Source organism: Ralstonia sp. RRA (genome assembly GCF_037023145.1).
Taxonomy (GTDB): domain Bacteria; phylum Pseudomonadota; class Gammaproteobacteria; order Burkholderiales; family Burkholderiaceae; genus Ralstonia.
Window position 1 is genome coordinate 1446789 of record NZ_CP146091.1, and the last position, 14375, is coordinate 1461163.

General features: G+C 64.1%; 13 protein-coding genes. 10 read left to right on the forward strand and 3 right to left on the reverse strand.

Translation table 11 applies throughout. The annotated features are described in order from the left end of the window. Window positions 1-5 precede the first annotated feature (5 nt). A complete protein-coding gene (locus tag V6657_RS07250) occupies window positions 6-761 on the reverse strand; it encodes a TetR/AcrR family transcriptional regulator (protein WP_048932595.1) in 756 nt (251 codons plus the stop codon). Window positions 762-1019: 258 nt separating this feature from the next. Here V6657_RS07250 and V6657_RS07255 point away from each other — a divergent pair, with 258 nt between their 5' ends. The 5 genes from V6657_RS07255 to V6657_RS07275 all read left to right on the forward strand — a co-directional run bounded on the left by V6657_RS07255 (window position 1020) and on the right by V6657_RS07275 (window position 7489). Continuing rightward, complete coding sequence (locus tag V6657_RS07255) at window positions 1020-2585, forward strand: bifunctional 3-(3-hydroxy-phenyl)propionate/3-hydroxycinnamic acid hydroxylase (protein ID WP_248694694.1); 1566 nt, start codon at window positions 1020-1022, stop codon at window positions 2583-2585. Between the two features lie 10 nt (window positions 2586-2595). Continuing rightward, complete coding sequence (locus V6657_RS07260; RefSeq protein ID WP_048932593.1) at window positions 2596-3666, forward strand: VOC family protein; 1071 nt, start codon at window positions 2596-2598, stop codon at window positions 3664-3666. A gap of 48 nt (window positions 3667-3714) precedes the next feature. After that, window positions 3715-4668 (forward strand): fumarylacetoacetate hydrolase family protein, encoded by a 954-nt coding sequence (locus tag V6657_RS07265; RefSeq protein WP_048932592.1) that lies wholly within the window; start codon window positions 3715-3717, stop codon window positions 4666-4668. Between the two features lie 5 nt (window positions 4669-4673). Continuing rightward, on the forward strand, window positions 4674-6614 hold the full coding sequence (locus tag V6657_RS07270; protein WP_048932591.1) for an acyl-CoA synthetase: 1941 nt from the start codon (window positions 4674-4676) through the stop codon (window positions 6612-6614). Between the two features lie 149 nt (window positions 6615-6763). Next, window positions 6764-7489 (forward strand): OmpW family outer membrane protein, encoded by a 726-nt coding sequence (locus tag V6657_RS07275; protein WP_048932590.1) that lies wholly within the window; start codon window positions 6764-6766, stop codon window positions 7487-7489. Window positions 7490-7754: 265 nt separating this feature from the next. On the opposite strand, the gene V6657_RS07280 is transcribed toward V6657_RS07275, so the two are convergent. Beyond that, window positions 7755-9257: a GGDEF domain-containing protein gene (locus tag V6657_RS07280; protein ID WP_048932589.1), complete on the reverse strand. Its 1503-nt coding sequence runs from the start codon at window positions 9255-9257 to the stop codon at window positions 7755-7757. A 203-nt stretch (window positions 9258-9460) separates the two neighbouring features. Beyond that, window positions 9461-10381, reverse strand: a complete 921-nt coding sequence (locus tag V6657_RS07285; RefSeq protein ID WP_048932588.1) for a LysR family transcriptional regulator — start codon at window positions 10379-10381, stop codon at window positions 9461-9463. An 81-nt stretch (window positions 10382-10462) separates the two neighbouring features. Between V6657_RS07285 and V6657_RS07290 the strand changes: the two genes are divergently transcribed. Genes V6657_RS07290 through aroE form a run of 5 tightly spaced genes read left to right on the forward strand, consistent with a single transcriptional unit; the run spans window position 10463 to window position 14346 of the window. Beyond that, window positions 10463-11443 carry a 2-dehydropantoate 2-reductase gene (locus V6657_RS07290; protein ID WP_048932587.1) on the forward strand — a complete coding sequence of 327 codons (981 nt, stop codon included), beginning with the start codon at window positions 10463-10465 and terminating at the stop codon, window positions 11441-11443. Further along, window positions 11440-11832 (forward strand): VOC family protein, encoded by a 393-nt coding sequence (locus tag V6657_RS07295; RefSeq protein WP_048932586.1) that lies wholly within the window; start codon window positions 11440-11442, stop codon window positions 11830-11832. The genes V6657_RS07290 and V6657_RS07295 overlap by 4 nt, the downstream gene beginning before the upstream one ends. A gap of 2 nt (window positions 11833-11834) precedes the next feature. Further along, window positions 11835-12293 (forward strand): MaoC family dehydratase, encoded by a 459-nt coding sequence (locus V6657_RS07300; protein WP_048932865.1) that lies wholly within the window; start codon window positions 11835-11837, stop codon window positions 12291-12293. Next, window positions 12293-13513 carry a CoA transferase gene (locus V6657_RS07305; protein WP_048932585.1) on the forward strand — a complete coding sequence of 407 codons (1221 nt, stop codon included), beginning with the start codon at window positions 12293-12295 and terminating at the stop codon, window positions 13511-13513. The genes V6657_RS07300 and V6657_RS07305 overlap by 1 nt, the downstream gene beginning before the upstream one ends. Beyond that, the gene (gene aroE, locus V6657_RS07310) at window positions 13513-14346 is read left to right on the forward strand and encodes a shikimate dehydrogenase (protein ID WP_048932584.1); all 834 of its coding nucleotides are present in this window, start codon (window positions 13513-13515) and stop codon (window positions 14344-14346) included. Before V6657_RS07305 ends, aroE begins: the two co-directional genes overlap by 1 nt. The last annotated feature ends 29 nt before the right edge of the window (window positions 14347-14375 follow it).

Consider the following 14375-nt stretch of genomic DNA (forward strand, 5'->3'; position numbering starts at 1 on the left):
TCAGATCAGCTTGCGCTGTCTGCAATCTCCACAACGGGCAGCGGCCGGGCGGCCACCTTCTCGGCCTCGGCGCGTTTGAGCCCCAGCGTTTGGAGCAGCACCGCTGCCGTGCGTTCGGGGAAATGCTCCCCCGTAAAACCCAGTTCCTTGAGGATGTCGGCAGCCGGCGCACCGGGCGCCAGAAAGTTGAGCTCTGCCGAGATGGCGGTGAGCACCGTGCCGCCGACCGACAGGAAGCCAATGAATGGGTCCGCCACGACAAACCGCTTCGCCGCGATGCCGCGCTCGATATCGCGCCGCAGGCGCTGGCCGAGGCCATGTGTCAGCACGCGCGCCGAGAAGCCCTCGCGGATGAGAAACCGCCCCCACACAGGCTCGCGCCGCGCCCGAACCAGCGTATGCCGCACCGACACCGAAATGATCTCCGCCGGGTCGTCTAGCCCCCCCGTCACCTTGTCGAGCGAATCGGCGAACTCTTCAAACACCGAGCTCACCAGCGCGGCGTAGATGGCTTCCTTCGATTCGAAGTGGTTGTAGAACGAGCCGAAACCGACGTCTGCCGCCTCGGTAATTTCGTTGATGGCCACACCTTCCATGCCGCGATCGGCCATGAGCCGGAGTGCGGCATCCAGCAGCCGTGCGCGTGTTTCCCGCTTGCGCCGTGCACCACGGGGCTCGCGTTCCTCAACGGCAGGCGCCGGAGGGGGAGGCGTCTTTGTGGTGGCGCGCTTCGGGGTTCGGCGAGTCTCGGTGGTGGCCATGGTGGTCTGCAGTCCTTGTTGTGGCTGCAATTATAGATTCGAATGTCGATATTGACAAAATCATCAGTGATGACTTTAATGTCAAAAAAGGCGAGCGAAGCCTGGTAAAGACGTAGACCAAGACACGGAGTAGCGGTGGAGACAAATGCACATGCGCGTGCCAGTTCACGCGTTGCGGATGGCGCACGCCCCCACGGGGCCGGTGACCTGCCATCTCAAATAGACATCCTTGTCGTGGGGCTGGGCCCCGTTGGCGCCATGGTGGCCAATCTGCTGGCGCGCCACGGCGTGAGCGTGATGGCCGTCGACAAGGCGCCCGACATCTACATGGCCCCGCGTGCCATTGCGCTGGACAACGAAGCCCTGCGCATCCTGCAGCAGGCGGGGATTGGCGAGGGCGATTTCGAAACGGTGGCCATCCCGCATGTGCGCATGCATTCGCCCTGGCTCGGCGAATTCGGCCGGGTCAATACGCTGGGCAGCCTGGACGGCCATCCGAAGCTCGTTACGTTCTATCAGCCCGATCTGGAGCGCTGCCTGCGGGCACGCTTGGCGGCGCACGAGGGCGTGCATATCGCGCTGGGCACGACGCTGCTCAGCGTCACCAATCTGCCGGACTGCGTAATGGCTTCGCTCGATGTCGGGCAAGGTCAGGTACACCGGGTCCGCGCTCGCTACGTGGTGGGGGCTGACGGCGCAAGTTCGCTGGTGCGCCACCTGATCGGCCAGGAATTCCGCGGCACGACGTACGCGGAGGACTGGCTCATCGTCGACGCGCGTCATGTGCCCAAGCCGATCGACCACGTTGAATTCCTCTGCGACCACCGACGTCCTACGCCGCACATGGTCGCCCCGGGTGCGCGCGAGCGCTGGGAGTTCATGCTCCAGCCAGGCGAGCGCCGCGAAGAGATGGAATCGGACAGCCGTATCCGCGCATTGCTGGCACCGTGGACGGACGTTGACAGCATCACGATCGAACGCAAGGCGGTCTATCGCTTTCACGCCCGAACCGTCGACCGGTTCAGCGTGGGCCGCGTGTTTCTTGTCGGTGACGCCGCGCACATTACGCCGCCGTTTGTCGGCCAAGGGCTGGTCGCCGGGCTGCGAGACGCTGCCAACTTGAGCTGGAAGCTGGCCTGGGTGCTGCAAGGGCGGGCAGATGCGCGGATTCTCGACAGCTACGACGAGGAGCGCCGTCCGCATGCGAAAGCCATGATCAATCTCGCGCGGTTCATGGGCAAGCTGGTGATGCCGCGCAGCGCCCCGATCGCGCTGTTGACGCACGGCCTGATGCGCCTGACCCGGCTCGTGCCCGGCTTGCGCTCGCAGTTTGAAGAGCTGCGCATCAAGCCGAAGAATGCGTTCAAGACCGGCCTCTTTGTTAAAGGCTGCTCGTCGACCAAGCTGACGCGCGGCGGCGTGATCCCCCAGGGCTGGATCAGGAATGCGGAGGGGCGCATGTGCCTGAGCGACGACGTGCTCGGCCACGGCTACACGCTCGTCAGTTTTGGCGGCGACGCCAGCACGGCACTCCAACCTGCAACGGCAGCTGCGTTTGAGCGTCTGGGCGGTGCGTTCGTCCAGATCGCGCATCGAGGCCAGCGTTTGCATTGCGAGGCGTCCGGTGTTTGGGAAGACATCAACGGCACGTTTCTTCCCGACGCGGTACCGGTTGGTTGGGCGGCCGTCGTGCGCCCAGATCGCACGGTAGTCCACGACGGGCCAGCCGCCGAGGCAGACCGCCTCGTTCGCGAAAGCCTGGCGCTACTGGGTAGCGAACCTGAACCCGTCTCCGCAACTGCCGCCGCTGTTCAATCCGCTTGAGTGTCCTGCCATGAAACTCACCACAGCACAGCCCGCACGCCATCCGCAGCCGACGACGAAGGCGTTGGCGCTTGCTTACCTGATGTTCGATCGGCCCGATCTTGAGCAGGCCGAGCGGTTCCTCAACGACTTTGGTCTCGTGACGGTCCAGCGCGACGAGGCGACATTGCTCTTGCGCGGAACCGGCCCGGCGCCGTTTTGCTATGTCGTGCGCAAGGCGCCAAAGGCGGCGTTTGCCGGCTTTGGTTTGCAGGTCGCCGGCCGCGCAGCGTTGGACGCGTTGGCGAAACTGCCTGGGGCATCGACCGTGGAGTCGTCGGGGTGGCCGGGTGGTGGCTATCGCGTGCGTCTTGTCGATCCGTCGGGGTTCCGTGTTGATGCCATTGCTGGTCAGGCGCCGGCAGCCGAGTTGCCGCACCGCGCTCCGTTGTCGCTGAACTCAGCGGACGCCCCATTGCGCATCAACGAAACGCAGCGGCCGCCCGTGGGAGCGCCGGAGGTGATTCGCCTCGGGCATGTCGTGTTGGAGCTTGCTGACTTTCAGGCGACGTGTGCCTGGTACACGCAGCACTTCGGGTTCATCCCGAGCGACGTCCAGGTGCTGCCGGATGGCTCGCCTGCGGTTGCCTTCATGCGGCTGGATCTGGGCGACACGCCGGCCGATCACCACACGCTCGCGCTGGCTCAGGGTTTTGTTTCGAAGTACAGCCACAGTGCCTTCGAGCTCATCGATGCCGATGCCGTCGGCATGGGGCATCGCCTGCTGCGCGAGCAGGGGTGGAAGCACGCTTGGGGGCTGGGCCGGCACATCCTCGGCAGCCAGATCTTCGACTACTGGCAAGACCCATGGGGCGACAAGCACGAGCACTACTGCGACGGTGACCTGTTCACCGCAGAGCAACCGACCGGCGTCCACCCGGTCAGCCGCGAGGCCATGTCGCAGTGGGGCCAGTCGATGCCCGCCACGTTCACCAAGCCCAAGCTGACACCGGCCGCCATTGCGGCACTCATCCGCAACCTGCGCCACAGCCCCGACCTGACGTTTCGCAAGCTGGTCACGCTGGCCCGGCTCTTTGCCTGAGGCAGCGCAAACGCCATCTGCCGTCATTCATCCAACGCATCTCTTGCCATGTCCATCAATATCGTTCGCTTCGAATATCAGGGCCAAACCCAATGGGGCGTGATCCGCGATATACGCATCACGCCCGTGCCAGGCTCCTATGCCACGACGGGCGATTTCGTCCGCAATACAACGCTGGCCCAGCTTGCCGCGCTGGAGGGTGAAACGCTGCCTTCGTCAGCGGTGAAGCTGCTGTCTCCGGTCACGCGCAACCAGCAGTTCATCTGCCAGGGCGCCAACTACCGCCAGCACATGATCGAGTCCGGCATGGACCCGGACGTGAAGACCTACAACATGATCTTCACCAAGGCATCGAGCTGCATCGTCCCGGCGGACAGCGACGTGATCAAGCCGAAGCGCGTGCAGTTTCTCGATTACGAGATCGAGCTTGGCTTGGTGATGCGCAAGGCCATGCATGGTGCGGTCGATGTGACCGACGACACCTTGCACGAGTACGTGGCGGGCGCCGTGATCGTGAACGACTATTCCGCGCGCGATGTCCAGATCCCGCAGATGCAGTTCTACAAGGGCAAGTCGTTCCGCACATTCGGGCCGGTGGGCCCGTGGCTGACGCTGCTGGAGCCGCGCGATTTTTCGGCACTCAGGAGCCTGCAGCTCAAGCTGACCGTCAACGACAAGCTGCGCCAGAACGACACAACGGCCAACCTCGTCTACGGCCCGGCGGAGACGCTGACCGAGCTTTCTCGCGTGCACGATCTGGAGCCGGGCGATTTGCTGGCCACGGGCACGCCGGCGGGCTGCGCGTTGTCGATCCCTTCACCCGCCAAGCAGAAGATCGCCGCGATGCTGCCCGAGAAGGCGAAGTGGGAAATGTTCCTGAAAGTACAGGCCGCACGCCCTCAATACCTGAAGCCGGGCGACGTTGTGGAAGCACGGATCCACTCGTCCGACGGACGGATCGATCTGGGCATGCAGCGCAACCGCATCGTTGCCGAGGAGTGAGCGCCATGCCTGGTTTCTCCAGCCTGCAGGACGTGGAAGCCGCAGAGGCGCACGGTCTTCCGCCCGATCTTCCGCAGAGCACATACGAGATGATTCGCCGCGGCGCCAGCCTGAATCCAGAGGCGCCGGCATTGAGCTTCTTCTTGAGCGTCACTCATCACCACACCCCGCAGACGTGGAGCTATGCGGAGCTTCTTGCGCGCATTACGCAGACGGCAAATTTCTTCGACAGCATCGGCGTCAAGAAAGACAGCGTGATTGCGTTTGTGCTGCCCAACCTGCCGGAGACGCATTTCGTGATCTGGGGCGGGCAGGCAGCCGGTATCGTCGCGGCGTTCAATCCGCTGCTCGAAGGGCCTGCGCTGGCTGAGCTGCTCAATGCCGCGGGTGCATCGGTGCTCGTCACGTTGGCGCCGTTTCCCGGCACCGATACCTGGATCAAGCTGCAACCGCATTTGCCTTCGATCAAGAGCCTGCGGCACTTGGTGCTGGTGAACCTGGCCGACCGCGTGCATGGCGCGGCGCTGTGTGCGGCGCAAGTGCAAAAGAACGAAGTGCTGCGGTTGCTCGGTCCGCGGGGCGTGCATGGCGCTGTCCCGATGTCGGTGCGCATCCACGATTTCAACAGCGCGACCCAGGCGCAGCGTGCAGACGGCCTGAACAGCCGGCGGCATATTACTGCGCAAGATGCGTCCTCGTACTTCTGCACGGGCGGCACCACCGGCTTGCCGAAGATCGCGATGCGCACCCACGGCAATGAAGTGGCAAATGCGTGGAGCACGGCGCAGGTGCTGGGCGACGGGATCGGCCCCGGCAAGGTGGTGTTTTGCGGCTTGCCGTTGTTTCACGTCAATGGGGTTCTGGTGACGGGGCTGCTACCGTTTTCCAAGGGCGCGCACGTCGTGCTTGGCACGCCGCAGGGCTACCGCGGTGACGGCGTGATCCAGCGCTTCTGGGAGATCGTCGAGCACCATCGCGTGAATTTCTTTAGCGGCGTGCCGACGCTCTATGCCTCCCTGCTTCAGGTGCCCGTTGGCGAGCGGGATGTGCGGTCGCTCGAATACGGCCTATGCGGCGCCGCGCCCATGCCCATCGAAGTGTTCCGCCGCTTCCAGGAGCAGACGGGTATCAAGATTCTCGAGGGCTATGGGCTGACCGAGGCGACGTGCGTGAGCAGCGTCAACCCGCCAATGGGCGAGCGCCGTCTTGGCTCCATCGGCCTGCGCGTTCCCACGCAGCAGATGAAGGCCGTTGTGTTGGGCGAGGGCGGCGAGTACCTGCGGGATTGCGTTGCAGAGGAAGTCGGCGTGCTCGTGGTGTCAGGGCCGAATGTCTTCGCGGGCTACCGCCAGGCGGAGCAGAACGAGGGGCTCTGGGTCGACACGGGCGATGGCCAGCGCTGGCTCAACACCGGCGACCTGGCACGGCAGGACGAACAAGGCTACTTCTGGCTCACGGGCCGCAAGAAGGAGCTGATCATCCGGGGCGGCCACAACATCGATCCGCTCACCATCGAAGCGCCGCTGCATCGTCACCCTGCGGTGCAGATTGCCGCCGCCGTCGGGCGTCCGGATGTGCATGCGGGCGAGCTGCCGGTTGCGTACGTGCAACTGCGTGCTGGTGCGTCTGCCACGGAAGCCGATTTGCTGGCCTTCCTGAAGGTCGAGATTGCCGAACGTGCGGCGCTGCCCCGGCAGGTCAACATCATCGAAACGATGCCCCTGACTGCGGTGGGCAAGATCTTCAAGCCCGCACTCAAGCACCGTGAAACGCGTGAAGCCCTGTCTGCGGCACTCAGCGACGCGGGTATCGCGTTTGACGCGCTGGATGTGGCCGAGGACAAGTCCAGAGGCCTCGTCGCGTCGGTAAAGCTCGACGCATCGGCGTCGATTGCTGCCGCGCGTGAGGTGCTTGGCCGCTTCCCATTTCCCTTTTCCGTCAATTGAAGCGCGGGTGAGCCGAGCGTTCTGACGCACCCGATCGAAGGAGGAATTCCTCGCCTGCCCACCACTGCGTGAGCGGGCGAAGTGCCCCGCGCCGCATAACGGCGCATTCCTGCAGTTGCAGTGCCTACATTAAAAAAATCGGAGACAACATGAAGACCTCACGCGCGGCAATGCTCTTGTCGATCGCGGCGACCTCGCTCGCCCATGCGCAGTCAGCAGGGCAGTGGGTCGTCAACGCAGGCTGGATGCATCTCGCCCCTCAAGATTCCAGCCAACCGCTGACGGTGAATGCGCTCGGGCAATCCACCGTGGTGCCCGGCAGCGGGTCGACGCTGGCCAACGCCAACACCTTCGCGCTCACCACGCGGTATTTCGTCACTGACCATGTGGCGCTCGAAACCGTGCTCGGCATTCCGCCCAAGCTGCACCTGAACGGGACCGGATCGCTGGCGTCTGTCGGGGAGATGGGCACGGCGCGGGCATGGAGCCCTGCCGCGCAAGTGCAATACCACTTTGGCGAGCCGACCGCGCGTGTCAGGCCGTATCTCGGCGCTGGGCTTGCGTACGTCTGGTTTCGGGACATCGAATTGAGCCGACCGTTGGCAACCGGGCAGATTCTCGCCTCGCCAGCGACTGGCTCCATGTTGGTCGGCCCGACCACGGCATCGCTCAGCAAGTCATGGGCGCCGATCGTCAATGCAGGCCTGACGTACAACATCGACGCCCATTGGTCGATTGGTGCGTCGGTGTCGTACATGTGGCTATCCACCACGGCGACGCTGACGACGCAGGCACCGGTTGGCACCGTGACAACGACATCGAAGGTGCGGATCAACCCGATCGCGAGCTTTCTGTCGGTGGGGTATCAGTTCTAGCGGTGACATCTGTGCTGGGCGTGCCGTATGCCGCGGCAAGCCCGGTTTTCTCATGTCTGAACCTCAGAACACCTTGATGATCCGCATCTGCGCGAAGCCCTCGGCATCACCGTTGTGTGACGCGACCGTCCGCATGAATTGCAGCGTGACTGCTGTGTCGATGTCGGGCACCTTCGTCGTGAAGCACCCGCCAGCATTGATCGCACTTCGAGGCGCAATGACCGCGCCTCGCTGGCTCCGCTGCGAGCACGCCCAGTCTGCGAGACTACGGCAGTGTTGCGTAGTCAACGCGGTTCCGCCCTTTGCGCTTGGCTTCGTAGAGCGCATCGTCCGCTGCCTTGGTCAAAGCGAGCAGTGACGGGAAGCTCGATCGGTGTGCGGTAGCGCAACCGATGCTCACGGTGAAGGGTGCCAAGCCCGTGTTGCCGATTGCGGTACGGGTCGCTTCCACTTCGGCACATATCGCTTCAGCGATCTGCATGGCGCCAGCTTCGTCGGTGTCGGGCAGCACCACCACGAACTCCTCTCCACCGTATCGGGCCGCAAGATCGCCGCGTCGTCGCGCATGCTTGGAAATGCAGTTGGCGAGGTACTGGAGCGCAGTGTCGCCCTGGGCATGTCCGTGCTCGTCGTTATAGCGTTTGAAGTGATCGGCATCGACAAAGAGCACGGACAGGCGGCTGTCATTCCGCTGCAGCCGATCCCATTCGTTTTCCAGTGCAACGTCCAGTGCGCGACGGTTCTTCAGCCCGGTGAGCGGGTCGGTTTGCGTCAGCTCCCGCAGGTGGCTTTCGGCCATCACACGCCCGCGCAGCGCAAAAGCCAGGAGCCATACCCCTGCGCAGAATGCGAGACTCACGGACAGCGACGACAGCCCTACGATCCATGACAGCCGCCGCCAGGCTGCAAGTGCATCGCTCATTGCCGGTGCGACCACGGCGATGAAGGGTGTGCCCGGCACGCGTTGAAACGTATAGAGGCGCAGCACGCCGTCGCTGGCCGACGGTGCTATATAGAATCCGGACTCCTGATTCACCATGCGCGGGAACGTCAACGATTTGTTGAAATTGAGCGCGCGGGCTGCGCCGGGTGGCGGATTTCGCGCCACCAGCGTTCCGTCGGTGCGGACAATGGCCGTGACGCCGCGCGGCCCCACATCGAGCTTTTCAAGAAGCTGCTTGAAGTAATCGAGGTCGATTGCCACCAACGCGGTGCCCGCAAACGTCCCATCCGGTCGATTCATCCTTCGGCTCAGCGCAATGGCCTCCACGCCATCGCGTGACCGTGCCTTGTAGGCGACGGATACATAGAGGCCAACGTTTGCGTGGTCGCGATGGACGATGAAGTAGTCGCGGTCGCTGAAATCCCAGCGGTGCGTTGCGGAGCAGCAGCCGTCAACGAGCTGGCCCTTGTCGTCGGTGACGCCCATACCCGTGACATACCGGGCGGAGGCCGTCGGGCTGAACAGCAGATCGTGCCGGACCTCCGGATCGAGGTTTCGGATCCCAGGCTTGTCGAGCGCGGCGATCAGCACCTGCAGCGACTGGTCGGCTGAGTCGACGGTGCGCGAGATGTGGCTGGCCAGAACGGCGGCGACATTCCTTGAGGTTTCATGAGCGTGCTCGATGGCCGTTTCACGGTTGGACCACAGCGTCAGCACACTAATTGCCAAGACAATGAATGTGAGCAGCGTCCCCAGTGCACCAACGATAAAGGGATGGTGGCCTGCAGATGTGACTAGCCGTCGGGCAAGGGGGCGAAGGGGCATGTCGTGGTCTTGGGCGACGACAAACCGCACGTCTGCTTGTTCGGCAAGGCAGGCTGCGGTTGATCGGGGGCGATATTGAAGCGCGCGTGGCATGCTGCCATCGCTGGTAATCGGCACAAGACAGGAAAACTGCAGTCCAACAGGCGGTTTTATTGCAAGCCTTTCCTGAAAGTGGTCATCTGCGTCCCGAACAAAACCATCGGCTAGTTCGAAGCGCCAAAAAGTCGACTGACCACGCCGCGCAGCCAACGGTTGCCCGCTTCATGGTGATACCGCGCATGCCAGTGCTGCCGCACGGCAAAGCCTTCCACGGGGAACGGGCATGCACGCACGGCCAGGTCATTGGCCTGTGCAAGCGTTTCGCCGATGTGCCGGGGCAGCGTGGTAATCAGGTCGGTCGTCTGGATAATCGCGCCGAGCCCTAAGAACCCCGGCAGTTCCAGCACGATCTGACGCTCGATGCGCTCGCGCGTCAGGGCCTGTTGGAGCAGTTGCGCCCCGGTGCCCGCCGTGACGGCGACGTGCCCCTCCGTGCTGTATTGCTTCACGCCAAACCGGGTGTGGATTCTCGGGTGGTGACGGTTGGCCAGGCAGACCCAATCCTGCTCGTACAACTGCTGCTGATAGATGCCGCCGCTCAGCCAGGGCACGTAGCCGATGGCGAGGTCAGCCTCGCCAGATTCCAGCGTGCGCTCCGTATTGCCGTCAATTCTGGCGGCCTCCAGGCGGACACCGGGCGCCTGGGCGCGAACGTGCGCCAGAAGGCGCGGCAACAGCGTGATGTGGCTCGCATCGGTCATGCAGATGCGAAACCGCCGCTGCGCCGTCGCCGGGTCGAACGCAATCTCCCAGGCCGCAAAGCGCCGGAGCGATTCGAGGATCTCCCGGCACGGCCCGATGAGCGCGTCCGCCTGCGGCGTGGGCGCCATGCCGCCGGGCGTGCGGATGAACAGTGGATCCCTTATGTAGTCCCGTAGTTGCCCGAGCCAGATGCTGACCGTCGGCTGGCTCTGCCCGAGCTGCTCGGCAACACGGCTGACGTTGCGAACGTCGTACAGCAGGTCGAACAGTTGAAGCAGCTTCAGGTCGGGCAGGGCGGCAAGCGCCGCTGCATTATTGTCCATGGCAATAACGGTATTGTGATCATTGTATTGCCAGTATAAGGGCCGACTCCTATCGTGCAACCACACGTGAAGGAGACGCCATTGAAGATTGCGATTCTGGGTGCCGGCGCACTGGGCTGCGCCATTGGGGCCACCCTCACCGAAGCGGGCCATGAGACCTGGCTGATGGTCCGCTCACCGGACCGCGTCAACGCCATGCGAAGCGAAGGCCTGCGGGTGGACGATGCGCAGGGCACGCGACGCATCCAGGTACGTGCGGCGACGCGCGCTGCAGAGGTTGGGATCGCCGAGCTGGTGATCGTGCTGGTCAAGTCGTTCGAGACCGATGCCGCCATGCGCGGTGCCGTGGATCTGGTCGGCCCCGACACGCTGGTGCTGTCGCTGCAGAACGGGCTTGGGCACGAAGAGATTCTCGCGGACATCGTGGGCCGTGAACGCGTGCTGGCAGGCAAGACCTATGTTGGCGGGGTGACGCGCGGCCCCGCGCATATTCAATCGGGTGTGGTGGGCAAGGCCACCTACATCGGCGAACTGGATGGCCGTCTGACGCCGCGCGTGCTGGCTGTGGCGGAAGCCTTCAATGCCGCCGGGCTGGCGACCACGGTCACCGACAACATCGTCGGCACGATGTGGGACAAGCTGCTCGTCAACGTGGCGACCGGCGCGCTCACCGGCATCACCCGCCTGACCTACGGCCAGCTTTACGACGAGCCGCTGCTCAAGGCGACCTCGCTTGCAGCCGTGGCCGAGGCCATTGCAGCGGCCCAGGCCGCGGGCGTGAAGCTGTCGATGACGGACCCCGAGCAGGCATGGACCCTGGCCGCCGAAGGCCTGCCCGCGGCATTCAAGACCTCGATGCTGCAAAGCCTGGAAAAAGGGACGATCACCGAGATCGATTTCATCAACGGTTCCGTCGTGCGCTGCGGGCAGCGGTACGGCGTGCCGACGCCCGTCAATGCCACGCTGGTCGCCTGCATCAAGGGGATCGAGCGCAGTATGGCCGACCAGCGGGCCGACCCACTGGCCGACCAACAACGACAACACAAGGAGACCACTGCATGAGCACCCCCAAGGCCTATGTGGAACACGTCGCCATCTGGGTGAAAGACATCCACTGGCACATCCGCTTCTTCGAAGAGGTGCTCGGCATGACCCTGCGCGAGATCGACGGCACGCATGAAGCGCCCCGGCAGTACTGGACGCTCGGTGGCCTGCAGTTCATCCATGCCCCCGAGTTCGAAGGCCCCGAAGGTCGACTGGCCCACCTGGGTGTGATGTGCGAAGACCTCGAAGCTGCACTGGCATTGGCGCAAGGCTTTGGCGTGACAGAAATGCCGCAGGGTCGCAACTGGCTGCGCTTGCCAGACGGTCTGGCGGTCGAACTCATCCAGGCCAAGCCCGCGTCGTGCGTGGCGCAGGCCTTGGCAATCAACCCACGTGCGCAGGCATGAACATGACCATCGTTGAGAAATACTGGGATGACGCCCGCGAGGGCGACACGTGCGTGAGCCCGAGCTACACGGTCACGAAGGAACGCATCCTCGCTTACGCCGACCTCACCGGCGACCACACACCCGTGCATGTCGACGAGGCCTACGCCAATGCGAGCCACTTCGGTTGCATCGTCGCGCATGGCTTGTTCGGCCTGTCGATTGCGGATGGCTTGAAGACGCAGAGCGACTATCGCTTCCTGCCCGGCATGTCGCTCGGCTGGACATGGGATTTCCTGCTGCCGATCAAGGTCAACGACGTCTTGCATGTGAAGTTCCGGGTCGGGGCGATGCGCGAAAGCAAGAGCCGCCCGGGCTGGGGCATCGTCGTGCTGCCCTCGGAGCTGATCAATCAAGATGGCCACGTCGTGCAACGCGGTGAACACCGCCTGATGGTGCCGCGCCGGCCGGGAGCATTCTGATGCAGGCGCGCCCACTCGAAGGTATTCGCGTTGTCGACTACAGCCACTTCCTCGCCGGCCCCTATGTCGGCCGATGCCTGGCTGCGCTCGGCGCCGAAGTGATCAAGGTCGAACGCCCCGGCAGTGGCGACGCTGGTCGCCAGCACGCCACCGTGCTCGACGACGAGCAAAGCGGCTACTTCCTGCAGCTCAACATGGGCAAGCGCGGCGTGAGCGTCAACATGAAGGACCCACGCGGCAAGGCGTTCATGCAGCGGCTGTGCGATTCCGCCGATGTGTTCATCGAGAACTACCGGCCCGGCGCGCTAGACAAGCTGGGACTGGGCTATGCGGAACTGTCGGCGCGCAATCCGGGCCTGGTCTATTGCTCCATCTCGGCGTATGGACATACCGGGCCAGACGCACATCGCGCCGGTTTCGGGCTAATTGCCGAAGCCAAGAGCGGCATCATGCAAATGGTCGGCACGCCGGGTGAGCGGCCTCCGCTGCTGCGCATCTCGCTCGGTGACATGTACACGGGCATCCACGCCGTGGCCGCCATCAACGCCGCGCTGCTCGGTCGCGTAAAGAGCCAACGCGGGCAGCACATCGACATGGCGCTGTACGACACGCTGGTGTCGATGCACGAATACGCGGTGCAGTGCTACACGCTGCAGGGCGTGCTGCCCGAGCAGACCGGGCATGACATGCCCACCTCGACGCTCTATGGCGTGTTCCGTGCAGCGGATGCGGATCTGGTGATTGCAGCGCAGGTCGACGACGCATGGAAGCGCTTCGCTGCGCTGGTCGAAGCGCATGGTGGGCCGGCAGGCTTTGGTGCGGACAAGCGGTTCCATGACAGTGTCGGCCGCAACGCGCACCGGGCGGAGATTCTCTCTGTGGTCGAACCTTGGGTGGCAGCACGCCCCGTGGCATTGGTGCTGGAACTGCTGGATGGCATCGATGTTCCGTGCGCCAAGGTGCAGCGCATCGACGAGGTGCTGGCCGACCCGCAAATTCAGGCCCGCGGCATGGTGGTCGAGCAGCAGCATCCGCGCTACGGGACGTTGCGCTTGCCCAACCTACCGTTCAAGTTTTCCGATTGCGATACGACCATCCGCGACGTCGCCCCCGACCTGGGCGAGCACAACGTTGAAGTCGCGCGCACGCTGGGTTTCGACCTAGACGAGATCCAGGCGATGCAGGCCGATGGCGTTCTTTATTCGAAGCGAGCCTCATGATGACTGACCACTATGCGGTGATCGGCAACCCGATCTCACACACCAAATCGCCGCTCATTCACGGCCTCTTTGCGCAGGCGGCGCAACAGGACATGGAGTACACGGCCATCGAAGGCCCGGTCGAGCCGGATACAGCGTTCGCCGATGCCGTGCGTGCGTTCGCCGTCGGCGGCGGCAAGGGCGTGAACGTCACGGCGCCGTTCAAGCTCAAGGCGTTTGCGATGGCCGACGAGCGCAGCGAGCGCGCCACGTTGGCCGGCGCCGCGAACGCACTGAAGTTTGAGGGCGGCCGCATCCTGGCCGACAACTTCGACGGCATTGGGCTGGTGCGTGACATCGAGATCAACCTGGGGCTGCCGATGGCTGGCAAGCGCGTGCTGCTGCTGGGTGCCGGTGGCGCCGCGCGTGGTGCCTTGCTGCCGTTCCTGGCGGCGAAGCCGGCGCAGTTGGTCATCGCGAACCGCGACGTCGCCAAGGCGCAGACGCTGGCGGCCCAGGTGGCCGGGCGCGGCCCGATCGTCGCTTGCGGGTATGCCGACCTGGAGGCGACGGGGCGCTTCGATCTGGTGGTCAATGCCACCTCTGCCAGCCTCACAGGCGATCTGCCGCCCGTTCCACCGAGCATCTTCCAACCCGATGGGCTGGCCTACGAACTGGCGTATGGCAAACGGCTGACGCCGTTCCTGCGGCTCGCCCGCAACGCGGGTGTGCGCAACATCGCAGACGGCGTCGGCATGTTGGTCGAGCAGGCGGCGGAGGCGTTCGTCTGGTGGCGTGGCTTGCGTCCGGATACCCGCCCCGTGATCGATCGACTGACCGTTCCGCTCGACTGATCTGAACCGATCTGCATCCACCACAGAGG

What these genes read in the sequence shown, in the direction of transcription:
- V6657_RS07250 (WP_048932595.1), bottom strand. Translation starts at nt 761, where the DNA reads ATGGCCACCACCGAGACTCGCCGAACCCCGAAGCGCGCCACCACAAAG.
- V6657_RS07275 (WP_048932590.1), top strand. Translation starts at nt 6,764, where the DNA reads ATGAAGACCTCACGCGCGGCAATGCTCTTGTCGATCGCGGCGACCTCG.
- V6657_RS07285 (WP_048932588.1), bottom strand. Translation starts at nt 10,381, where the DNA reads ATGGACAATAATGCAGCGGCGCTTGCCGCCCTGCCCGACCTGAAGCTG.
- V6657_RS07295 (WP_048932586.1), top strand. Translation starts at nt 11,440, where the DNA reads ATGAGCACCCCCAAGGCCTATGTGGAACACGTCGCCATCTGGGTGAAA.
- V6657_RS07305 (WP_048932585.1), top strand. Translation starts at nt 12,293, where the DNA reads ATGCAGGCGCGCCCACTCGAAGGTATTCGCGTTGTCGACTACAGCCAC.
- V6657_RS07255 (WP_248694694.1), top strand. Translation starts at nt 1,020, where the DNA reads ATGGTGGCCAATCTGCTGGCGCGCCACGGCGTGAGCGTGATGGCCGTC.
- aroE (WP_048932584.1), top strand. Translation starts at nt 13,513, where the DNA reads ATGACTGACCACTATGCGGTGATCGGCAACCCGATCTCACACACCAAA.
- V6657_RS07260 (WP_048932593.1), top strand. Translation starts at nt 2,596, where the DNA reads ATGAAACTCACCACAGCACAGCCCGCACGCCATCCGCAGCCGACGACG.
- V6657_RS07280 (WP_048932589.1), bottom strand. Translation starts at nt 9,257, where the DNA reads ATGCCCCTTCGCCCCCTTGCCCGACGGCTAGTCACATCTGCAGGCCAC.
- V6657_RS07265 (WP_048932592.1), top strand. Translation starts at nt 3,715, where the DNA reads ATGTCCATCAATATCGTTCGCTTCGAATATCAGGGCCAAACCCAATGG.
- V6657_RS07270 (WP_048932591.1), top strand. Translation starts at nt 4,674, where the DNA reads ATGCCTGGTTTCTCCAGCCTGCAGGACGTGGAAGCCGCAGAGGCGCAC.
- V6657_RS07300 (WP_048932865.1), top strand. Translation starts at nt 11,835, where the DNA reads ATGACCATCGTTGAGAAATACTGGGATGACGCCCGCGAGGGCGACACG.